The 21,268-nt window shown below is 73.2% G+C and carries 21 protein-coding genes and 3 tRNA genes; 6 read left to right on the top strand and 18 right to left on the bottom strand.

Annotated features, from left to right (window positions below; all coding sequences use genetic code 11):
- Window positions 1-129 precede the first annotated feature (129 nt).
- The 11 genes from purF to BMW99_RS25910 form a co-directional block, all read right to left on the bottom strand.
- Entirely contained in the window at window positions 130-1,647 is a 1,518-nt protein-coding gene (gene purF, locus BMW99_RS25960) for an amidophosphoribosyltransferase (RefSeq protein WP_069463757.1), read from the bottom strand.
- Between the two features lie 115 nt (window positions 1,648-1,762).
- Window positions 1,763-2,350, bottom strand: coding sequence for a hypothetical protein (locus BMW99_RS25955; protein ID WP_069463758.1), 588 nt, complete (start codon window positions 2,348-2,350; stop codon window positions 1,763-1,765).
- Window positions 2,351-2,360: 10 nt separating this feature from the next.
- Window positions 2,361-3,176, bottom strand: a complete 816-nt coding sequence (locus BMW99_RS25950) for a maleylpyruvate isomerase family mycothiol-dependent enzyme (RefSeq protein WP_069463759.1) — start codon at window positions 3,174-3,176, stop codon at window positions 2,361-2,363.
- Between the two features lie 32 nt (window positions 3,177-3,208).
- Complete coding sequence (locus BMW99_RS40270; RefSeq protein WP_075017624.1) at window positions 3,209-3,904, bottom strand: hypothetical protein; 696 nt, start codon at window positions 3,902-3,904, stop codon at window positions 3,209-3,211.
- Window positions 3,901-4,266, bottom strand: a complete 366-nt coding sequence (locus BMW99_RS25940; protein WP_141726594.1) for a hypothetical protein — start codon at window positions 4,264-4,266, stop codon at window positions 3,901-3,903. The genes BMW99_RS40270 and BMW99_RS25940 overlap by 4 nt, the downstream gene beginning before the upstream one ends.
- 5 nt (window positions 4,267-4,271) lie before the next feature.
- Window positions 4,272-6,113 (bottom strand): hypothetical protein, encoded by a 1,842-nt coding sequence (locus BMW99_RS40855; RefSeq protein ID WP_075017622.1) that lies wholly within the window; start codon window positions 6,111-6,113, stop codon window positions 4,272-4,274.
- Between the two features lie 2 nt (window positions 6,114-6,115).
- Window positions 6,116-6,808, bottom strand: a complete 693-nt coding sequence (locus BMW99_RS40850) for a hypothetical protein (RefSeq protein WP_075017621.1) — start codon at window positions 6,806-6,808, stop codon at window positions 6,116-6,118.
- Complete coding sequence (locus BMW99_RS25925; protein WP_075017620.1) at window positions 6,805-7,098, bottom strand: DUF6507 family protein; 294 nt, start codon at window positions 7,096-7,098, stop codon at window positions 6,805-6,807. The genes BMW99_RS40850 and BMW99_RS25925 overlap by 4 nt, the downstream gene beginning before the upstream one ends.
- 113 nt (window positions 7,099-7,211) lie before the next feature.
- Window positions 7,212-7,787: a Uma2 family endonuclease gene (locus tag BMW99_RS25920; protein WP_069463032.1), complete on the bottom strand. Its 576-nt coding sequence runs from the start codon at window positions 7,785-7,787 to the stop codon at window positions 7,212-7,214.
- A gap of 197 nt (window positions 7,788-7,984) precedes the next feature.
- A complete protein-coding gene (locus BMW99_RS25915; RefSeq protein ID WP_069463030.1) occupies window positions 7,985-8,188 on the bottom strand; it encodes a DUF4177 domain-containing protein in 204 nt (67 codons plus the stop codon).
- Between the two features lie 89 nt (window positions 8,189-8,277).
- Complete coding sequence (locus BMW99_RS25910; RefSeq protein ID WP_069463029.1) at window positions 8,278-8,733, bottom strand: PGPGW domain-containing protein; 456 nt, start codon at window positions 8,731-8,733, stop codon at window positions 8,278-8,280.
- A 329-nt stretch (window positions 8,734-9,062) separates the two neighbouring features.
- Between BMW99_RS25910 and BMW99_RS25905 the strand changes: the two genes are divergently transcribed.
- Entirely contained in the window at window positions 9,063-10,007 is a 945-nt protein-coding gene (locus BMW99_RS25905; RefSeq protein ID WP_069463028.1) for an NAD-dependent epimerase/dehydratase family protein, read from the top strand.
- Here the strand turns inward: BMW99_RS25905 and BMW99_RS25900 are convergent.
- Window positions 9,994-10,452, bottom strand: coding sequence for a nuclear transport factor 2 family protein (locus BMW99_RS25900; protein ID WP_079138328.1), 459 nt, complete (start codon window positions 10,450-10,452; stop codon window positions 9,994-9,996). The two genes, BMW99_RS25905 and BMW99_RS25900, sit on opposite strands and share 14 nt — an antisense overlap.
- 116 nt (window positions 10,453-10,568) lie before the next feature.
- Between BMW99_RS25900 and BMW99_RS25895 the strand changes: the two genes are divergently transcribed.
- Window positions 10,569-11,525: a fructosamine kinase family protein gene (locus tag BMW99_RS25895; RefSeq protein ID WP_245791626.1), complete on the top strand. Its 957-nt coding sequence runs from the start codon at window positions 10,569-10,571 to the stop codon at window positions 11,523-11,525.
- Here BMW99_RS25895 and purL read toward each other — a convergent pair.
- Genes purL through purS form a run of 3 tightly spaced genes read right to left on the bottom strand, consistent with a single transcriptional unit; the run spans window position 11,522 to window position 14,714 of the window.
- Window positions 11,522-13,771, bottom strand: coding sequence for a phosphoribosylformylglycinamidine synthase subunit PurL (gene purL / locus BMW99_RS25890; RefSeq protein WP_069463026.1), 2,250 nt, complete (start codon window positions 13,769-13,771; stop codon window positions 11,522-11,524). The genes BMW99_RS25895 and purL overlap by 4 nt on opposite strands.
- Entirely contained in the window at window positions 13,768-14,472 is a 705-nt protein-coding gene (gene purQ, locus BMW99_RS25885; RefSeq protein WP_069463025.1) for a phosphoribosylformylglycinamidine synthase subunit PurQ, read from the bottom strand. The genes purL and purQ overlap by 4 nt, the downstream gene beginning before the upstream one ends.
- Window positions 14,469-14,714: a phosphoribosylformylglycinamidine synthase subunit PurS gene (gene purS, locus BMW99_RS25880; protein WP_069463024.1), complete on the bottom strand. Its 246-nt coding sequence runs from the start codon at window positions 14,712-14,714 to the stop codon at window positions 14,469-14,471. The genes purQ and purS overlap by 4 nt, the downstream gene beginning before the upstream one ends.
- A 423-nt stretch (window positions 14,715-15,137) precedes the next feature.
- On the opposite strand from purS, the gene BMW99_RS25875 reads away from it, so the two are divergent.
- From BMW99_RS25875 to BMW99_RS25860, 4 genes are all read left to right on the top strand, one after another.
- Complete coding sequence (locus BMW99_RS25875) at window positions 15,138-15,455, top strand: histone-like nucleoid-structuring protein Lsr2 (RefSeq protein ID WP_069463023.1); 318 nt, start codon at window positions 15,138-15,140, stop codon at window positions 15,453-15,455.
- 164 nt (window positions 15,456-15,619) lie between these two features.
- Window positions 15,620-15,691, top strand: a tRNA-Gly gene (locus tag BMW99_RS25870).
- Between the two features lie 34 nt (window positions 15,692-15,725).
- Window positions 15,726-15,801, top strand: a tRNA-Gly gene (locus BMW99_RS25865).
- A 208-nt stretch (window positions 15,802-16,009) separates the two neighbouring features.
- A tRNA-Gly gene (locus BMW99_RS25860) sits at window positions 16,010-16,085 on the top strand.
- 79 nt (window positions 16,086-16,164) lie between these two features.
- On the opposite strand, the gene BMW99_RS25855 is transcribed toward BMW99_RS25860, so the two are convergent.
- The 3 genes from BMW99_RS25855 to BMW99_RS25845 all read right to left on the bottom strand — a co-directional run bounded on the left by BMW99_RS25855 (window position 16,165) and on the right by BMW99_RS25845 (window position 20,512).
- Window positions 16,165-17,067 (bottom strand): phosphoribosylaminoimidazolesuccinocarboxamide synthase, encoded by a 903-nt coding sequence (locus BMW99_RS25855; protein ID WP_069463022.1) that lies wholly within the window; start codon window positions 17,065-17,067, stop codon window positions 16,165-16,167.
- Between the two features lie 72 nt (window positions 17,068-17,139).
- Window positions 17,140-18,624: a N,N-dimethylformamidase beta subunit family domain-containing protein gene (locus tag BMW99_RS25850; protein ID WP_075017619.1), complete on the bottom strand. Its 1,485-nt coding sequence runs from the start codon at window positions 18,622-18,624 to the stop codon at window positions 17,140-17,142.
- A 289-nt stretch (window positions 18,625-18,913) separates the two neighbouring features.
- The gene (locus BMW99_RS25845; protein WP_075017618.1) at window positions 18,914-20,512 is read right to left on the bottom strand and encodes a hypothetical protein; all 1,599 of its coding nucleotides are present in this window, start codon (window positions 20,510-20,512) and stop codon (window positions 18,914-18,916) included.
- Between the last annotated feature and the right edge of the window lie 756 nt (window positions 20,513-21,268).

Genomic DNA, 21,268 nt, shown 5'->3' with positions numbered 1-21,268 from the left:
TGGCACTTTCGTGTCGGGTTGCCGCGAGCCCGCGGGTTGCCGCGAGGACTCGGGCCGGGGCGGGGACGGCGGGCCGGACCGCGCGACACCGGGCGGAGGACCGCCCGGCCGCGGCACGGCGCTTCCTGGTCACGGCCTGCGCAGGGCGTCGGCGGCGTCGGCACCGCCGGCCAGCTCGACCTCCAGCAGCTGCTTGCCGAGCAGCTCGGGGTCGGGAAGCTCCATCGGGTACTCGCCGTCGAAGCAGGCCCGGCACAGGTTGGGCTTGGCGATCGTGGTCGCCTCGACCATGGCGTCGAGGGAGATGTAGGCGAGCGAGTCGGCGCCCAGCGAGGTGCCGATCTCCTCCACGGTCATCCCGTTGGCGATCAGCTCGGCGCGGGTGGCGAAGTCGATGCCGAAGAAGCACGGCCACTTCACCGGCGGCGAGGAGATCCGCACGTGCACCTCGGCCGCGCCCGCCTCGCGCAGCATCCGGACCAGCGCCCGCTGGGTGTTGCCGCGGACGATCGAGTCGTCCACGACCACCAGGCGCTTGCCCCGGATGACTTCCTTGAGGGGGTTCAGCTTCAGCCGGATGCCCAGCTGGCGGATGGTCTGCGAGGGCTGGATGAACGTCCGGCCCACGTAGGAGTTCTTCACCAGGCCGGAGCCGTAGGGGATGCCGCTGGCCTCGGCGTAGCCGACCGCGGCGGGCGTGCCGGACTCCGGCGTCGGTATCACCAGGTCGGCGTCGACCGGCGCCTCCTTGGCGAGGCGGCGGCCCATCTCGACCCGCGACAGGTAGACGTTGCGGCCGGCGATGTCGGTGTCGGGGCGCGCCAGGTACACGTACTCGAAGACGCAGCCCTTGGGCCGGGCCTCGGCGAAGCGGGAGGTGCGCAGCCCGTTCTCGTCGATGGCGATCAGCTCGCCGGGCTCGATCTCGCGGACGAAGCTGGCGCCGCAGATGTCCAGCGCGGCGGACTCCGAGGCGACCACCCAGCCCCGCTCCAGGCGGCCCAGCACCAGCGGCCGGATGCCCTGCGGGTCGCGCGCGGCGTAGAGGGTGTGCTCGTCCATGTAGACGAGGCTGAACGCGCCCTTGACCTTCGGCAGGACGCGCGCGGCGGCCTCCTCGACGGACAGCGGCGTGCCGTCGTCCTCGACCTGGCCGGCCAGCAGTGCGGTGACCAGGTCGGTGTCGTTGGTCGCGGCGACCTTCGTGGCCCGGCCGGGCCCCTGGGGCAGCGCGGCGACCATCTCGGCCAGCTCCGCGGTGTTGACCAGGTTGCCGTTGTGACCGAGCGCGATCGAGCCGTGCGCGGTCGCGCGGAAGGTGGGCTGGGCGTTCTCCCACACGGACGCGCCGGTGGTCGAATAGCGGGCGTGGCCGACGGCGATGTGGCCGGTCAGCGAGCCGAGCGAGGTCTCGTCGAAGACCTGGGAGACCAGACCCATGTCCTTGAAGACCAGGATCTGGGAGCCGTTGCTCACTGCGATGCCCGCGGACTCCTGTCCGCGGTGCTGCAGGGCGTACAGCCCGAAGTAGGTGAGTTTGGCGACCTCTTCACCGGGGGCCCAGACACCGAAGACGCCGCAAGCGTCCTGGGGGCCCTTCTCGCCGGGAAGGAGGTCGTGGCTGAGTCGTCCGTCACCACGAGGCACGATGACGAGTCTAGGGCAGGATCGCGGATCGTCCGAACGAGGGACCCTTGGTTTCCTCGGTTCTATGCGCGTAGTGCCTTGGGGCACAAGGGATGTGACGTTGGTCGGGCGGGGGTCAGGCGACCGGCCGCAGGGCCGGATCGGCGATCATCGCGCCGATCTCGGCGGCCAGCCGGTGCGGGCGCCGGAACCCTGTGTAATCGATGACGACGTTCTCCGTGGTCTTGGCGGGCCCGGCGGGCTCGGTGCTCTCGGCCGTTTCGGCGGGCTCGGTGCTCTCGGTGCTCTCGGTGCTCCTGCCGCCGCAGGCACCGAGGAGGGAGAGGGTGCCGCCGCCCACCGCGACCGCGGCGGACGTCTCGTCCCACGGGACCAGCCGCACCCCCGCGAGGGTGCGGACCCGCAGCCCCTCCGGGGTTGCCGTGATGCGCCAGCCGAGCATGCGCAGCGCGACCGAGCCGGTGCCGAGCAGGCCCAGCGTCTGAGCGGCGACCCGCCACCACGGGGGGCTGCCGCCGAGGTCGTCGACGAGGACGCCGGCGAGCAGCAGCACGAAGAGGGCACCCATCAGCCAGGCGCCGGCGCCGGGGCGCCACGACGCGCGTGCGGCCCGCGCGGGCCCCTGCGTCCGTCCGCGCTCGTCCTCGCGTCCGCCGTCGCCGTCCTCGCGTCCGCCGCCGTCGCCGTCGCCGTGCTCGCCCATGTGCGTCCCCTCACCCCATGACCGGAAGGTACGGGCCCAGGTCGGCCCGCTCGCCGCTCGCCGCGACCTTCGCCGCGGCCACCGCCTCACTCCACGAGACGCGCCCGGTGGCCAGCCGGATCCAGGTCAGCGGGTCGGTCTCGACGACGTTCGGCGGGGTCCCGCGGGTGTGGCGCGGACCCTCCACGCACTGCACGGCCGCGTACGGCGGGACGCGGACCTCGACCGAGTTGCCGGGCGCGGCGGCGGCCAGCGCGTCGGCGAGCAGCCGCACGACGGCCGCGACGGCCTGCCGGTCCATGACCACGTCCACGCCGGTGGCCCGCGCCAGGTCGTCGCTGTGCACCACGAGCTCCACGAGGCGGGTCACCGTGAAGTCCAGGGAGCGCATCGCGGTGAAGACGTGCGGCACGACGAGGTCCGCGCGCACCGCGTCCCTCTCCTGCGCGGCGAGCAGTTCGGCCTCGGCGTCGAGCACGGCCACCGGGTCGCCGGTCGCCGCCGCGGTCTCGCGGGTGTCCTCGTCGAGCCGGTCCGCGATGCCGGCGGTGGACCGCGCCCAGGTGTCCAGCGAGGTGACCGGCGTCCCCGGCGGCATCGGCTCCTCCGCGAGCAGCACCCGCACCGCGGTGACCTGCCGCACGATGTGCACCACCAGGGTGCGCACGTCCCAGCCCGGCAGCCCGCTGTCGGCCGCCCACTGCTCCGGTGTCAACTCCCGCACCGCGTCCCGCACATGCCCGACCTGCGCGAGCAGCGCGGCCCAGGTCCTCGCCGGGTCGTAGGTGCGGGGACGGCGGGCGGGGGTACGTCGGACGTCGGCCATGGCCCGAGACTAGCCCCGCGCCCCACTCCAGGTCAGCGTGTCAGCCCTGGGCGGACATACGCCGGCGGCACGTCCTTCAGCAGCATCCCGAGGAACGGTTCCGGCACGTCGCCCAGCGCCACGACCTGCATCGGGTCCGCCAGTTCGATCGCCGCGGCCGCGTCGACGAAGGCGTCCGCGGCGGTCGCGTCGGCGCCCTCGGCAGCGGGGTCGTTCTCGTAGACCACCAGCAGCTTCATGCGCGCGTCCGCGACCTGGTAGCGGGTGAGGTAGACCCGCAGCACGCCGGGCTCGGCCTCGATGCGCGGCAGCGCGGCCGCCATCAGCGCGCGGTGCGGCACGCCGTGCTTCTTGATCCTGATCGGCGCGCCCGCCGGGAACGGCACGCTCGCCGCCAGCACGGCCTCCCGTTCGTAGGGCATCACCATCAGCGGCGACGCGGCCCGCGGCCCGATCAGCAGCCCGCACCCCGGATGCAGCCGCCGCAGCAGGTCCGGCACGGTGATCTGGAACAGCCGGTAGCCGTCCGGCAGGTCCCGCCGGATCTCCTCCGGATCGGTGTACGCCACCGCGCACACCGTGTCCCCCACGTCCGTGTACATCAGCTCCGGCCCGCGGTCGGTGGCCTTCACCCCGATCAGCACGGTGCTGTCCGCGATCCGGAAGACCAGCGGGTTCAGCGCCAGCTCCAGCGCCTCCACCGAGTCCGCCGGCGACTCGCCGCTCACAGCGCCACCTCCCCTTCGCCATGCGGCCAGTCCGCGGGGAGCGGGGCGTGGACGGTGACGTAGCCGTCGGTGTCCGTCAGGAGCATCCGCGGCTTCTCCCGCGGGTGCCCCGGCCGCGGCAGGATCGCCCACAGCCTGATGTTCGCCGGGAAGCGGAACGTCCGCCGCAGCTCGGCCACATGGAACGGCTCCGCCAGCGTCAGCGACCGGTCGTCCAGCAGCTTGTCCGTACGTCCCCACGTCGACGACACCCGGTTCCCCCAGGCCAGTTCCGCCTCGACGACCGGGTCCAGGTGGGCGTGGCGGTTGCCGGGGGTACCGGACGAGGCGATCGTCACCGGGGCTTCGGGCGAATCGTTCACGGAGCTCACCTGCTCGGCGCGGTGACGTCGGAGCCGGTGACACCGGCACGGGTGAGGCCGGTGACGAGGGTGATGCCGCCGCTGACGGTGTCCCCGGTCTGCTTGTTGGTGAGGATCGGCGAACCGGCCGGGAGGTCGAAGTTGTGGAGCGGGATGTGACCGCCCGCGCTGGTGTCGGCGACGTAGTTGTTGACCATCGGCAGCACGCGGCCGCTGCCGGCCGAGTCGATGACGGTGACGGTGCCCGCGCCGACCTTGTCCGGGAGGCCGGGGACGAAGAACTGGGTTCCGCCGCCCCCGCCGAACTGCGGGTTGGCCCGGGCGACACCGGTCGCCGCGGGGGTGTCCGCGGTGAAGTGGATGGTCACGCCCTGGGTCCGGTACTCGTGCAGGATGCGGCCCGGCTCCAGGTCGGACGGGCCGACCTGGACCGCGTGGCTGATGTCCGCGGAGTCCAGTCCGAGCCGGGCCATGGTGCCCTCGGGCACCGCGAAGCCGGTGAGCGCCGGGTGCAGCACCTCCAGGTTGGTGCCCGCCGGGATCACCGTGTCGTGGAAGACGTCGATCCCGAGGTAGGCGCCCGATCCCTGCCACGCCCTGGCCTGGTACGACGCCAGGTCCCGCGCCGTGGTGCGGCCCGCGCCGAAGCCGTCCATCGCCTCGGAGAAGCCGTTGCGGAACGAGCCGAAGAGGCCGGAGCCGTCGGAGAACCCGGTCCCGAAACCGGTCAGCAGCCCCTCGGCGCCGTACCGGACCTCGGTCGACATCTGCGTCAGCTTGCCCCACGCCGTGAACGGGAGCGCCCGCATCAGCCCGGGCAGCGCGGTGCGGCCCTCCCACAGGGCCTTGGCGGCCGTGCCCATGCCCTTCACCGCGCCCCACCCCGCGCCCAGGACGTGCACGCCCGCGCCGACGAGGCCGCCCTCCTCGAAGGCGGTGCGGAGTTCGCCGAGGGTGGTCAGGCCCTTCGTCATCGGGATGCAGCTCAGGGCCGCGAGTGCCACATCCCACAACGACGCCTGGCCTTGCGTGTACTTGTAGACGGTGTCGGCCAGGACGAGCAGCGCCGCGGCGAAGACGACCCAGGCGATCGGGCCGCCGATGATCAGCGCGATGATGCCGCCGACGGCGACGACGATCTTCGCGACGACGATCAGTCCGTGCCACACCTTCGCCGCGATGTCGCCGAGCTTGTGCCAGAACGAGTCCGGCGGGATGCCGGCGTCCGAGGCGTCGTGCAGCTTCCTGCTCGCGGTGTCGGCCGCGTGGTCGCGCAGCTCCGCCGCCTGCCCGGCCAGCTTCCTCGCCGCCTCCAACTGGGCCTGCGGGCCGCTGAGCTGGGACTGCAGGGAGGTGACCTGGTCCTGCGCCGCGGTGTGCCTGCGCGCCTGCTCCTTGACCTGTGCGGGGTCCGGCGGCTGCGGCGACGCGGCGGGCCTGTTCAGCGCGTCGAGGCTGCCGGTGGCGGTCGCGAGCCGGCTGTGCAGCGCCTGCACCGTGTCGTGGACCTCGCGGGCCTGGGCGAGCGCCCGGTCGGCCTGGTCCTGGGCGTGGCCGAGGTCGGTGGCGTAGCCGTCGAGCGCGTCGGCGGCCATGTGGTGCGAGGCGGCGACCTTGTCGAGCTGGCCGGGGAACTTCCCGATGGCGTCCTTGAAGACGTCACCGGCCGCGCCGATCCACGTCATCGCGGCCTGGTCGCCGGCCAGGCCGCGCACGGTGCGCGCGGCGCCCTCGGCGTCGTCGGCGATCGTGCGGGTCCTGCGGACCAGTTCGCGCAGGCGCTGGACGTCACCCGGCGTCGGGTCGCCGTCCAGGTCCAGGACGTGCCAGTCGGTGGGGCGGCCCATCGTCAGACACCCTTCACGAGATCGGCGGCGGGGAAGAGGCGGAAGGTTCCGGTGATCGCGTCGAAGACGTCCAGCAGCGCGGGCGCGACCTCCACGGCCGGGCTGCTGCAGGAGACGAGCGCGACGCGGTTGACGTCGGGCACGGGCACGAAGGTCTGCATCGTCACGACGCGCACGGAGCGGACCGGGCCGGCGCCGGCCGGCCGGTCCGCGTGGTCGGGGTCCTCGACGTCCTCGACGCCGTAGGTGCGGGCGGCCGCGCCGGCGTGCGGCAGGTCGACGGTGGCGACCTCGGTCCACGGGTCGTCGTCCCGCTTCGCGGTCCGGGTGCGGAACGTGGACAGCAGCGGCGCGAGGCGGTCGTCCGCGTCGCTGCGGGCGTCGGCCGGGCCGGGCAGGAACGACACGGTGGCGCAGGCGGGCAGCAGACCGTCGGCGACGGGCTCGGCCATCACCGCGCAGTAGACGGCGCCCGCGTCCCAGGCCGCGGCGGCCTGCTTGCGGACGATCCGCACGATGTCCGCGCGACGCTCGCGCAGCTCCGGCAGGTCGGTGATCCGCCGGTTGACGAGCTCGGCGGCGGAGGCGGCCCGGGTCGCCGGGCGCACGTCGACCTCGAACCAGCTGCCGGGCACGGTCAGGGCGTAGCCGTATCCCGTGTCGAGCCGCGGCCCGTCGCTGCCCGCGCCGCTCACTGGCCGGCCTTCCGCGTCAGCTGCTGGGCCAGGTCCTCGTCGACCTTGGTGTACGCCTTGACGGCCTCGGTGACCATGGAGGACAGGCTGCCCGCGGTGTGCTCGACGTGGCCGCGGCCGTCCCGCCAGTGGCTCTCGAAGTGGTGCATGGCGTCCCTGACCGAGCCGTGCCCGTAGTCGGCGTCGTAGGAGTCGATGGCCGCGTGGCTCTCCTCCAGCCCCTTCCTGACCGTGTCGAGCTGCCCGCTGAACATCTCCAGCGCGCTCAGGTCGTACCCCAGGTCGGGCATCCCCCGCTCCGTCCCCTCGTGCCGGTGCCTGCCGGGCCCCACACCCTGCCACAGAGCACCACGCCGCCCCAAGCCCCCCGGTTCCACCCGCCCGAGGCCGCCGCCCGGCGGTCTCAGCCCCGGCCCGACTGCCCCAGATCGACGAGGCGTTGGGTGTCCACGTGCATCCCGACGGGCTCAGGGAGCGCGACCTTCTCGCCGAAGGCGACGGTGTGCCGGTCGCGGTACCTGCCGTCGACCGGCTTGCTGTGCACGGTCACGTCGCCGCTGTCACAGCCGATCAGCAGGAAGACCGGGATCCCGGCTTCGGCGTAGGCGCGGGGCTTGTCGATCCGGTCCCGCTGATTGGTGTCGCGGTCGTACGACGTGACCTCGACGGTCATGAGCACGCCGTCGGGTTCCGCCCACGCCACGCCGGGCCCGCCCAAGAAGTGGTCCTCCGGCACGAGAGCGCCGTCAGGAACCGCTCGCCCTTCTCGGTAGGTCTCCACTTTGAGACCCAAGCCCGTCATCAGATCCCAGTGCGGCTTCTGCTGCATGCACTGCCTCACCAGCCACGAGACCATCGCCGCGTGCACGCTGTCCGGCATGGGCTGGACCCCCAACTTCCCACCGAGGAACTCGAACCGGAGCCCCTCTTCACCGCGCTCGGCGTCAGTCGCCAGTTGCTCGAAGAGTTCCAGGCTCATCTGCGCGTGATCCCGGGTCTGCGGCCGGTCGTCCACTGCGGTCAACCCGCACCTCCCTGTAGCCGTTCAGGCACGCTCGGCTTCTGATCATACAACGATCAGAAACCGAGCGTGATCGTACGACTACTCATGCCAAGTCCCTCTGCCGCCACGAGCGTAGCTCTCAGCGGGCCGGCGGGCCGGGCACGGCGCTCGACTCAGCCCTGGCGGGGGCGCTCGAAGGTGAGGAGGAGGCCCTCGACGGCGCCGGGGCCTATGCGGCCCTTCACGTCGGCGGCGGTCAGGGCCTTCAGCGCCCAGCCGTCCTCCGCGTGCTTGTTGAGCGTCTTCTCCAACTTGTCGCTGTCCAGGGCGTCGCCGATGAGCGACTCGCGGAAGGTGACGACCTTGTACTCGAACATGCCCGGTCCTTTGCTGGTGTTCCGTTCATACGGTCATACGGTCATGCGGGTATGGCGGGAACAGCCAACCACGAAGGGAGGGGCGGGAGTCAGCCGCCTTGCCGCCCGCGGCGGACGCGGCGGTGGCTCCAGGCGAGCAGGCCGAGCAGGACCACGCCGGACAGGATGAGACTGGAGCCGGTGCTCCAGCCCGCGAACGGCAGCCCCGACACGGGCCGGACGCCCCACACCACGCCGGCCGCGATCAGGCCGAGTCCGGTCAGGACGGAACCGGCGATCCGCCAGCCCGAGGCGACGCTCGCCTCCATCGCCTGCATCGCCCGCACCCGCACCGGCTCCTCGAACCGGGACACCGCCGGCACCGCCCGCCCGAGGATCACCAGCCCGGCCAGCACCAGCAGCGTCCCGGGCCCGGGCAGCACCAGCAGCGCGACGCCCAGCAGCAGCACCAGGGTCCCGGCGGTGGCCAGCGCCACCCGCTTGACCGGATGGATCCGCCGCGGCGCCTCCCGCTCATCCTCGTCCGACCGCCGTGCTGCGCTCATCCGCCCACCGTAACCGCGCGGCCCGCCGACCGGCGGCGACCGCGCCGCCGGTCAGCAGCCGCGACGCACCGGGCATCCCACCGGGTGGCGACCGCCTTCCGGGCCCGGGCCCGGGAGGCGCAGCGTGAACCACACGACCTCGCTCCCATCCCGGAGCGGTGAAGGCCGGCGAGTTCCCCCTCGCCTGAGGGAGCCGGGCTCGTCGCCGCGGTCGCGCCGACCCGGGCGTGACCACCGTCACAGCCGCGAACTCCCGGAAGCTGTCACGCGGTGACCCCCTCACCCGTCCACTCCCCGGAACCGGAGGACGGACGAAGAGGAGAAGGATCATGAGGGTGGTTGTCGCCGGCGCGACGGGTGTCATCGGGCGGCAGGTCGTGCCGCTGCTCGTCGAGGGCGGGCACGAGGTGGTCGCGCTGTCGCGCGCTCCGAAGGCGGGGAGGGGCGTCAGGGGCGTCGCGGTGGACGCGCTGGACGCGGCGGCGCTGGGGAAGGCGGTGCGGGAGGCGATGCCGGACGCGGTGCTGCACCTCCTCACCGCGATCCCGTGGCAGATCAACCCCCGCAAGCTGGAACGGGACTTCGCGGTGACGAACCGGCTGCGCACGGAGGCGACGCGCACGCTCGCGCAGGCGGCGCGGGACGCGGGCGCGGGACGCTTCGTCGTGCAGGGGCTGGCCTACGGGTACGATCCGGCGCCGGGGCTCGCGGACGAGGACGCGCCGCTCTGGCGGAACCCGCCGAAGGAGTTCGCGAAGGCGCTGGACGCGCTGCGGACGCTGGAGCGGATCACCACGGAGGAGGCCGGCGGGCTCGTGCTCCGGTTCGGGCACCTCTACGGCCCCGGCACGGTCTTCGCGGCCGACGGCTCGAGCGCCGCCGCGGTCCGCGCGCGTAAGTTGCCGGTGGCGGGCGACGGCGGCAGCACGTTCTCGTTCACCCACACCCGCGACGCGGCCGATGCGCTGGTCGCGGCCCTCACCCGGCCGCAGGTGCGCGGCGTGCTGAACGTCGTCGACGACGACCCCGCGCGGCTCGACGCCTGGCTGCCCGCGCTCGCGGAGATGCTCGGCGCCCCGAAGCCCCGGCAGGTCCCCGCGTTCCTGGCCCGCCTGGCGGCGGGTTCGTGGGGCGCCGCCTACCTCACGCGCCTGCGCGGCGCCGCCAACTCCCGCGCCAAGCAGTCCCTGGGCTGGGCCCCGGCCCACCCCTCGTGGCGCGCCGGCCTCGCCGCGGAGCTGGGCGCCGCGGCGGACGGCGTCAGCTCCCGCTGAGCCGTTCGGTCGGGCCGCCGAAGGCGAGGTGGAGGGTGCGGCGGGAGAGCAGCCAGGTGCCGTCGACCTTGCGGAAGGCGTCCTCGTAGTGGCCGACGTTCGCGGGCAGCCGCGGTGCGGTGAGCGTGGTGCCGTCGTGGCCGTCGACGCGGTACGTGGCGAAGTACGAGGTGGCGGTGGCCGTCGTGGGGGAGTCGACGGTCACCAGGATGTTGCTGCACGCCCGGCGCGACAGCCGGTCGGCGGGGCGCCCGCCGAAGTACTCACCGAGTGCGTCGCGCCCTTCGATCAGGCGCTCGCCGGCGGGCCACTCCCAGACGCCGTCCTCGGTGAACAGCTCGCGGACGCTCGCCGGCTCCCCGAGGTCCAGGCGGCGGAGCAGCTCCACGATGAGGCGCTCGCAGGCGCGTTCGGCCAGCAGCAGCTCCCACTCGTTCTCCTTCATGCCGTGTTGTCTACCAGCGGCGATCGACGACCGGCCAGCCGTTTTCCGGTGACCTGCCGCCGGGGCGCCGGGTCCGGCTCTGGCGTGACCGCGTGCCGCCGTGCTCAGATGCACGGATGTCACGGACGCCAGCGATGCCGGGGACGCCACGGCCGCCACGGACCCCGCACGAGGAGATCCTCACCGAGCGGCTGCGCGACGCCGGTTACGCCGTCGGGGAAGTGGAGCGCGCCACCGGCGGCGCCGTCGCCGTCGCGGGGCTCGCGACCCTCCAGGACGGCACCCGGCTCTTCGCCAAGACCCTCCTCGGGCCCGAACAGGACGTGTTCACCGTGGAGTCCGCGGGCCTGGCCGCGCTGCGCGCGCTCGGCGGCGCGACCACCCCGGACGTGCTGTGCGCCTCCCCGCGGCTGCTCGTGCTGGAGCGGATGGGACCGCGGCCGGACGACGCGCGGTTCTGGGAGGCCCTCGGGCACATGATCGCCGCGCTGCACACGTCCACCACCGGCGACCGGTTCGGCTGGCACCACGACGGATGGCTCGGCCGGCTCCGGCAGGACAACACCTGGGATTCCGACGGCCACGTCTTCTTCGCGCAGCGGCGGATCCTGCGCTGGCTCGACGAGCCGCTGGTCGACGCGGAGTTCGACCGGGACGACCGGCGGGCGCTGGAACGGCTGTGCGCCTCCCTGCCCGACCTCGTCCCGGCGCAGCGGCCCTGCCTGACGCACGGCGACCTGTGGCAGGAGAACGTCGTCGCGACCGGGGACGGCGCGCCCGTGCTCGTCGACCCGGCCGTCTCCTACACCTGGCCCGAGGTGGACCTCAGCATGCTGTGGTGCGCGCCGCGCGTCCCGCAGTCCGAGCGCCTCTTCGCCGTCTACGCGGAGGTCGCCGGGCTCCAGGACGGCTGGCGGGAGCGGATGCCCCTCCTCCACCTGCGCGAACTGCTGAGCACCATCGCCCACGGCGACGGCGGCTGGGGCGCGGGCGAGGCCGTGCGGAAGGTCATCGCGCCGTTCCGGCGCGGCGGCGGGAGGGGTCCCGCCACCGCGCCGGCGGCACGTGACTAGGCCAGCAGCGCGGGAATCGCCGTCTCGTGCGCCTCGCGCAGCTCCTCCAGGGGCAGCGTGAACTCGCCCTGGACGTCGACGGAGTCGCCGTCGACCACACCGATGCGGGTGGCCGGCAGGCCGCGCGCCCCGCACATGTCGGTGAACCGCATCTCCTCGGAGCGCGGCACCGCCACGATCGCCCGGCCCGCGGACTCCGAGAACAGGAACGTGAACGCGTCCAGGCCGTCGGGGACGACCAGGCGCGCGCCGTGCCCGCCGCGCAGGCAGGACTCGGTGACCGCCTGGATCAGACCGCCGTCCGACAGGTCGTGCGCCGCGTCGATCATGCCGTCGCGGGAACCGGAGATCAGGATCTCGCCGAGCAGCCGCTCGCGGTCCAGGTCCACGGCCGGCGGCAGGCCGCCGAGGTGGTCGTGGACGACCTGGGACCAGGCCGAGCCGCCGAACTCCTCGCGGGTGTCACCGAGCAGGTAGATGAGGTGGCCCTCGTCCGTGAACGCCATCGGCGTGCGCCGCGTGACGTCGTCGATCACGCCGAGCACCGCCACCACCGGTGTGGGGTGGATGGCCGTCTCACCGGTCTGGTTGTAGAGCGAGACGTTGCCGCCGGTCACCGGGGTGCCCAGCGCCAGGCAGCCGTCGGCCAGACCGCGGGTGGCCTCCGCGAACTGCCACATCACCGCCGGGTCCTCGGGCGAGCCGAAGTTGAGGCAGTCCGAGATCGCCAGCGGCTTCGCGCCCGTCGCGGCGACGTTGCGGTACGCCTCGGCCAGCGCCAGCTGCGCACCCGCGTACGGGTCGAGCTTGGCGTAGCGGCCGTTGCCGTCGGTGGCGACCGCGACGCCGAGGTTGGTCTCCTCGTCGATGCGGATCACGCCGGAGTCCTCGGGCTGCGCCAGGATCGTGTTGCCCTGCACGAACCGGTCGTACTGGTCGGTGATCCACGCCTTGGACGCCTGGTTGGGCGAGCCGGCCACCCGCAGCACCTGCGCGCGCAGCTCCTCGGACGTCGCGGGGCGCGGCAGCGCGTTCGCGTCGTCGGCCTGCAGCGCGTCCTGCCACTCCGGCCGGGCGTAGGGGCGGTGGTAGGTCGGGCCCTCGTGGGCGACCGACCGCGGCGGGACGTCGACGATCAGGTCGCCGTGCCAGAAGATCTCCAGCCGCGTGCCGTCCGTCACCTCACCGATGACGGTGGCGATGACGTCCCACTTCTCGCAGATCTCCAGGAAGCGGTCGACCTTGCCGGGCTCGACGATCGCGCACATCCGCTCCTGCGACTCGCTCATGAGGATCTCCTCGGGCGAGAGCGTCGCGTCGCGCAGCGGGACCGTGTCCAGCTCGACGCGCATGCCGCCGGAGCCGGCGCTGGCCAGCTCGGACGTCGCGCAGGACAGGCCCGCGCCGCCGAGGTCCTGGATGCCCGCGACGAGCTTCTCGCGGAAGATCTCCAGGGTGCACTCGATGAGCAGCTTCTCCTGGAACGGGTCGCCGACCTGGACCGCGGGGCGCTTGGCCGGGCCGGTCGACTCGAAGGTCTCCGAGGCCAGCACGGACACGCCGCCGATGCCGTCGCCGCCGGTCCGCGCACCGTAGAGGATCACCTTGTTGCCGGCGCCGGACGCCTTGGCCAGGTGGATGTCCTCGTGCTTCATCACACCCACGCAGAGGGCGTTGACCAGCGGGTTGCCCTGGTAGCAGGGGTCGAAGACGACCTCGCCGCCGATGTTCGGCAGGCCCAGGCAGTTGCCGTAGCCGCCGATGCCGGCCACGACACCCGGCAGCACGCGCTTGGTGTCGGGGTGGTCGGCCGCGCCGAACCGCAGCGGGTCCATCACCGCGACCGGGCGGGCGCCCATCGCCAGGATGTCGCGGACGATGCCGCCGACGCCGGTGGCCGCGCCCTGGTAGGGCTCGATGTAGGAGGGGTGGTTGTGCGACTCCACCTTGAAGGTGACGGCGTAGCCCTGGCCGACGTCCACCACACCGGCGTTCTCACCGATGCCGACGAGCAGGGCGTCGGTCTTCGGTGCCTTCTCGCCGAACTGCTTCAGGTGCACCTTGCTCGACTTGTACGAGCAGTGCTCCGACCACATCACGGAGTACATCGCCAGCTCGGCGCCGGTGGGGCGCCGGCCGAGGATCTCCCGGACGCGGGCGTACTCGTCCTCCTTGAGGCCGAGCTCCTGCCACGGCTGCGCCGCCTCCGGCGTCTGCTCGGCCTGCTTGACGGTGTCGAGACTCATGCGGAGACCAACTTCTTCAGTACCGAGGTGAAGAACCCGAGGCCGTCCGTGCGGCCGGTGCCGACGAGCGTCTCCACCGCGTGCTCGGGGTGCGGCATGAGGCCCACGACGTTGCCCGCCGCGTTGGTGATGCCGGCGATGTCGCGCAGCGACCCGTTGGGGTTGCCGTAGCCGTCCGCGGCCGGGCCGCCGGTGGCGTAGCGGAACGCGACGCGGCCCTCGGCCTCCAGCTCGTCCAGGGTGCGCTCGTCGGCGGTGTAGCGGCCGTCGATGTTCTTCAGCGGGATGGAGATCTCCTGGCCCGCCGTGTAGTCGGCGGTCCACGCGGTGCCGCTGGTCTCCACCCGCAGCCGCTGGTCGCGGCAGACGAAGTGGAGCGCGGTGTTGCGGAGCATCGCGCCGGGCAGCAGGTGCGCCTCGCACAGGACCTGGAAGCCGTTGCAGATGCCCAGGACCGGCATTCCGGCCCTGGCCTGCTCGATGATCGTTTCCATCACCGGCGAGAAACGGGAGATCGCGCCGGCCCGCAGATAGTCGCCGTAACTGAAGCCGCCCGGCAGAACGACCGCGTCGACCTGCTTCAGGTCCTTGTCGCGGTGCCACAGCGGGACCGCTTCGCCGCCCGCGACCCGCACCGCGCGCTGGGTGTCGCGGTCGTCGAGTGTTCCCGGGAATGTGACGACGCCAATGCGTGCAGTCACGACTCCACCTTTACATTGAAGTCCTCGATCACGGTGTTGGCGAGAAACGTTTCCGCCATCTCCCGAATGCGGGCGAGGGCGGCGTCGTCGACCGGCCCCTCGACCTCGAGTTCAAAGCGCTTTCCCTGACGGACGTCGGAGATCCCGTCGAAGCCCAGGCGCGGCAGTGCACGCTGCACCGCCTGGCCCTGGGGGTCGAGGATCTCCGGCTTGAGCATGACGTCGACTACGACGCGTGCCACTGGCACTCCCGGTGGTGTGGTGCGTGAGGTTCTCTCAGCGTACCCGGTGGGAAAATCTACGCGCGTTGATATAGCAGCGTGTGACGCCTGGGGCGCGGCGGGTCCGGATCACGTTTATGTATCGGCTGACGAAATGCCTGGGGAAACGTCGACGGAAAACATAGGGTCCCCGTGCGAGAAGGCGAACACCCGATGCTTGCGGGCGGTCTTCCGCGGGAATTATCAGGACCGTCGGCTACCGCCGTCCCGCCTTTTCGCGACACCACGCATGTGACCCATGTGACATCAGCACAAATGCAAGCACGCCGACACCTCCGGTTGGCCCGCGCGCGGCCGAGTGGACCCGCCACGGCACCCCACCGTGGCCCCGCGCTCACCGCCGGCGTCCGGGCGAGCCTATGGCCTGAGAAAGGACCGATCCCCATGGCGCAACGCGTACTGGTCACCCTCGCCGATGACCTGGATGGCGGCGAAGCCGCGGAAACCATCGCATTCGGCGTCGACGGGCAGTGGTACGAGATCGACCTCTCGTCCAAGAACGCGGACAAACTGCGCAATGATCTGGCGCCTTACGTGGAGGCCGGCCGCCGCCGCACGCTTTCCGGCCGCGCCTACAAGCGCACCCCGATCGCCCCGACGCCCGCCACCGTGCGCGCCTGGGCCCAGTCGAACGGTTTCGAGGTCCCGGCCCGCGGCCGCATCCCGAAGAAGGTCTACGAGGCCTTCAACAAGGCGGGCTGACCAGCCGGTTGGCCGGCCGGCCGCACACGGGGCAACGGGCGGCGGGACGTGCGCGACGCGCGACCCGGCCGCCCCGGCCGATTGGACAGTCACCCCCATCCGTCCGCTAGTGTGGTGGTCACGCCGAGGGCAGGGGCCGAAAGGTCCAGGTCAGCGGAGTCCACGCGGGTGTAGCTCAGTAGTAGAGCGCCCCCCTTCCAGGGGGGAGGCGCAGTGTGCAATTCCTGTCACCCGCTCTGGTCACTGTTTGTTATAGTGACTGCAGCACGTGCGGACGTGGCTCAGTTGGTAGAGCATCACCTTGCCAAGGTGAGGGTCGCGAGTTCGAATCTCGTCGTCCGCTCCACGCAGGAAGGCCCCGGTCATTCGACCGGGGCCTTCGTCGTACCCGAAGCGGGCCGAAGCGAACCAGGGCCGCCCGGAGGCCGAGCCGGGACCGACCGGGAAGACGCGGCCGGCGTCCGGCGGATGGCGCCCGGACGGCGGCCCGGCGTCGCCCCGGAAAAGGAGTTTCGGGGTGGGCGCGGGCATCGGGTAGAGTGACACCAGCACCTGCGGACGTGGCTCAGTTGGTAGAGCATCACCTTGCCAAGGTGAGGGTCGCGAGTTCGAATCTCGTCGTCCGCTCCACGCAGGAAGGCCCCGGTCATTCGACCGGGGCCTTCGTCGTGCCCGGAGCGGGCCCCGGAGTCGGCCGGGGCCATCCGGGCTACTGCCAGGTGCTGCCGGTGAGGAGCTCGTACGCCTCGATGTAGCGGGCGCGGACCCGCGCGACGACGTCGGCCGGCAGCGGCGGGGGCGGCTGCTCGCTGTGGCGGTCCCAGCCGGACGCGTCGGACGTCAGCCAGTCGCGGATGATCTGCTTGTCGAACGACGGCTGCGCGTGGCCGGGTTCCCACTCGTCGGCCGGCCAGAAGCGCGAGGAGTCCGGGGTCAGCACCTCGTCGCCGATCACCAGCGTGCCGTCGCCGTCGTAGCCGAACTCGAACTTCGTGTCCGCCAGGATGATGCCGCGGTCGCGGGCCACGTCGCGGCCGCGCCCGTAGACCGCCAGGGTGGTCTGGCGCAGCTGGGCCGCCGTCTCGGCGCCGACCTGCCGCGCGACCTCCTCGTACGAGACGTTCTCGTCGTGCTCGCCGACCGCCGCCTTCGTCGCCGGGGTGAAGATCGGCGCGGGCAGCTCCGAACCGTCCACCAGGCCCTCGGGCAGCGCGAGTCCGCAGACCGTGCGGTGCTCGTCGTACTCCAGCAGGCCCGAGCCCGTGAGGTAGCCGCGGGCCACGCACTCCACCGGGACCATCGACAGCGACCGGCACACCATGGTGCGGCCCTTCCAGTCCGCCGGGGCGCCCGCGGGCACCTCGGTGGAGATCACGTGGTTCGGCACCACGTCGGCGAGCTGGTCGAACCACCACAGGGACAGCTGGGTGAGGATGCGGCCCTTGTCCGGGATGTCGGTCGGCAGCACCCAGTCGAAGGCCGACGTGCGGTCGCTGGCGACCATCACCAGCTCTCCGGCCTCGTTCTGGTACAGCTCGCGCACCTTACCGGTGTGCAGGTGGACAAGGCCCGGCACCTGGACGGGCTCGGGCTTGTCGACGAATCCGGACATGGGTGGTCCTCCCCACTCGGTGGCTCGGTACCGATTCTCGCGCACGCGGGAAGGAGCGGCGCGCACGGGAGGTCACACGTGCTTGCAGATACGGTCCAGCAGGTTCGCCGTGGCGCGCTGGATCCGCGGGTCCACATGGCCCGGGCGGTCCAGCGCGGGCGACCACGCGAACGTCCCCGACGCGAAGACGTACGCGCCGCTCGGCGCCCGGTACAGCGACGTCTCCTGGTGGGTCCTGCGGCCGTCCGCGCCCTCGTAGGGGGAGTGCGCGAGCAGGATGCGCTCGGTGGACTCCGGCAGCGGCACCCGCGGGAAGTAGTGGTCGGCCTCGCCGGCGACCAGGCCGGGGATCTCGTCGCCCTCGCCGGCGCCGGTCGCCTCCCACAGCCAGTGCCCGGCGTTGCGGACGACCAGCGGGGACGGCTGCGGAACCCTTCCTGCGTACTGCACGCCCAGCAGCAGCTGCTCGGGCTGGCCCTGGTCCCGCCACAGCGCGGTGCGGCCCGGGGCACCGCGGCGCTTGCGGCACGACATCAGGCGGTCCTTGGCGCCGGCCGGCGACGGCGCCAGATCGACCTGCCAGTACATGGTGTTGGCGGACAGGAACACCAGCGAGGTGCCGGCCGCCCGCGCGTTCTCGGCGGCCCGGCGCATCGGCGGCGACCAGTACTCGTCGTGCCCGGGGAAGACCAGGCCCCGGTACCGGGACGGGTCCACGCGGCCGGCGTGCAGGTCGCGGGCGTCGGCGTACGCCAGGTCGTAGCCGTAGCGCTCGGCGAACCGCACGAAGTCGTAGGCGTGGCCGATGTGCAGCGGCAGGCCGGCGCCGGCGTAGGGGCGGTCGAACGACACCGTGGTGGCCGCCTGCTCCTCGCCCAGCAGCCGGCCCTCGCGGTCCCACGCGTGGTAGAGGCTGGCGCCCGTGCGCCCGTCCTCGGGGTAGAGGTTGTACGCCTGCCAGGTGATGTCGGGCAGCAGCAGGAGCAGGTCCGCCCGCGCCTGGAGGTCCCTGACGGTGAACGGCACGTGGCTGCGGTAGCCGTCGGCGGTGGTCAGCACCGCCACGTACGCGCCGGGCTGCCACGACGCGGGGACCTGGAGCCGCCACGACTGCCACCAGTGGTGGCAGGAAACCGTCCGTCCCGCCTCCAGCGGCGCGGGCTGCGCGATGCCCGACAGCCGCGGGCTGGCGCTGACCTGGGAGGCGCCGTCGCCGCGGTAGTGGCCGATGCGGTAGACGTCGACCGTGAACTCCTGCGGCGGGTCCACGGTGATCCGGAAGTCGATCGCGCCGCCCGGTGACACCGCGCCGTCCGCGGCGAAGCCCTTGATCTGGCGGCGCACGTCGTCCGCCGGGCGCGGGCCCGGCAGGTGCGGCCGGCGCGGCGACTTCCCGCTGCTCACGGCCAGGTCGACGTACCAGGGCACCACCTGGCCGTCGTCGTCCAGGTACTGCGGCGCGCCGCGCAGCCACGGCAGGGGGCCCTGTCCGAACGGGTCCGACACCCCGTGCGCGAGCGCTCCCGACTCCCACCGCCGGATCTGTCCCACACTCACCGCGCCCCTCCCTCCCGCCCCGCGTACCGCCCTCGCACGCCACGGAGCAAGGATGCGGCCCTCCACCCAGCACATCACACCAAGCTGACTCGTGGTCACCGTTCGTGGTGTTTTCCGGGGCCAATTTGCCTACGCAGTGCGTGGTTTCGGCCATCGGCGCCCCGACGGGCCCCCGAACCGCGCCCGGCCGGTGACCGCTCCGGGCCCAACCCCCGCCCTTTCCAGCGGAATTGGCGCGGGCCGGGTGGGACGCCCCTGCCCGGGTGCCGGCCCCGTCCACCGGGACCCGCTAGCCGAGGCGCAGTTCGGCCTCGATCGCGACGCCGGTGGCCGCCAGCCACTCCCGCAGCGGCGCCGGGTCACCGTGCTCGACCAGGCGCAGCACGGGCGCGGCCAGGTCCGTACGGCGGCTGCCGCCGACCAGCAGCGCGGGCCCGTCCAGCCAGTCCAGGCCGGGGCGCGCGCCCGCGGAGTCCAGGGCCGCGCAGCACACCACCGCGACCACGTGGTCGGCGAGCAGGTCCCGGCCCGTGCGGCGGGGCAGCAACTCCCCGACGACGGGCGGAAGACCCGCGGGCGCCGCGAAGCCGGTGCCCCCGCCGCCGGCCACCGCCGCGTCCAGCCGTGCGGCCAGCTCGTCCGTACCGGCGGCCGACAGCCGTCCCAGCACGGCGGCCAGCGTCACCTGCCCGGCGCTCTCCCCGACCAGCACGCCCCTGCCGCGCGCGGCCACCCGCGACATCGCGGGCGCGGCCGAGAGCGTCTGGGCCTCGCCCAGCACCCGTATCAGGCGCGCCGCGTCCGCCCGCCAGATCCGCTCCACGACCTCCTCGGGGTACCGGGCCCAGCTCACCGGCGCCCAGCCGGGGCCGGGACGCTCGGGACCGCCGTGGAACAGCCGCGCGGCCAGCAGCGAGACGGCCTCGTCCACCGCGCCGGGCTCCTCCAGCAGATCGCACGCCGGGCGCTCGCCCAGCCGCGACTCGAAGCCCTCCGCCAGGCGGTCGCGCCGCGACAGTTCGGTGAGCGCGGCCACCACACCCGCGTCCAGCCGGGCCGGCCAGCGGCCGATCCGCCACGCGGGCAGGGCCACGCGCGTCAGCAGCCGGTCCCACCCCGCGTACGCGAGGCCCACCTGCTCCTGCGCGACGATCCGCAGCCCGTAGTCCACCGCCTGCGCCCGCTCCGAGGCGGCCGCGGCCACCCCGCGCTCCATCTCACCCGCGTGGACGCGGCAGCCGCGCAGCAGCAGCCGAGCCGTCCGGCCCAGCACCGCGTACGCCGGGCGCAGCAGCCGGGACCGGCCGCCCGCCGCCACGCACGCGGCGGTGTCGAGCCCGCGCACGAAGCGGCGCGCCGCGGCTATCTCCGGATCGGCGGCGGCACCCGTGCCGGCCACCACCGGCGCGAGCAGCGCCCGCAGCTCGGCGATGCGCATCCACCACAGGAACGGCGAGCCGACGACGAGCACGGGACCCGGCTGCCGCCCAGGCCGCCCGTCCCCCGGTTCCAGCCAGCTGTCGCAGTCCGGGGTCAGCTCTATCGCCTCGGGCGCCGGCACGCGCAGGCGCTCCGCGAGATCGCGGACCATCCGGTAGAGGTCGGGCGCCGCGGCCTCGGTGAGCGGCACCGTCGGGCACGGCGCGGGCTTGCCCCGCAGCATCACCGCGGCGATCGCCGCGGCGGCGGCCAGTACCACGAGCGCGGCCGCGGTGACGCCCCACCGGGCGCCGTCCCATCCGTGGCCGATCCGCCCCGTCGCCACCCCGACGTGCAGGACGACCGCCGCGGCGGCGGGCAGCAGGGCGGCGCCCAGGGCGATGCCGCGGACACGCAGCACCGCGAGCGCGCGAGCCCGCGCGAAGGCTTCACCTGCTTCTCCGGCCAACCGCGGTTCACCCCCAGCGCCAGTGGTGACCGCCCCGGTGGCGGCCTCTCCCCACTGTCGCACCGCCCACCGACATCGCAATGCCGTACGGCTGTTTGCCGCAATGTCCCGCGGTGCGTTTCCCGGGCACCCTAGTTGGCCCCCACCACCGAGTCAGCCCTACGGCCGCCGCGTCACTCCTTGGAGTGGCTTTACCCAAGACGGGCCCCCACGGGGTGGCCAACGGGGTGCCGACGGGGTGCCCCCGGGGCTTGCTCGTTGTCCACCGGCCGGTGGTGTGTTCGGGCTCCGGGGTGCCCGGCGCTGCGCGCTGCCGTCCGCGGGTCTCGTCTCGGCTGGTCGCGTTGGGGGCACCTCCCGGCCGAAGGCTGGGGGACCCCGCGCCCCCCGCGGCATCCGGGCTGCCCCCGGGCCGCCGTACCCGTCTGCCGGGCTCGTCGTGGCTTGTCGCGCAGTTCCCCGCGCCCCTGGCGGTGCACGTCGGTGGGTGGGGTCAGGGGCCACTCCGGGAGTGTCTCCTCGAGCTTTGCATGGCGGCTTTTTCCGAAGAGGTGGGCCGGGGCCTTGCAAAGCTCTGCGGGGACACACCCGGATCGTCCCCCTCCGGCCCGTCCCCGTCTGCGGGAGGACAGAGCTTGGCCGTGTCCCATGTCCCCCGCCGCACGGTGGATCAGCGGGAGGGGGTGGGGAGGAAGTGCTCCCCGCAGAGAAATGTGCGCGGCCCCCGGGCAAGACTGCGTACGAACCCGTATGCAC

Source organism: Actinacidiphila rubida (assembly GCF_900110255.1).
GTDB classification, from domain to species: domain Bacteria; phylum Actinomycetota; class Actinomycetes; order Streptomycetales; family Streptomycetaceae; genus Actinacidiphila; species Actinacidiphila rubida.
The sequence above is the reverse complement of the archived record's forward strand: the minus strand, read 5'-3'. Positions and strand labels throughout refer to the sequence as shown.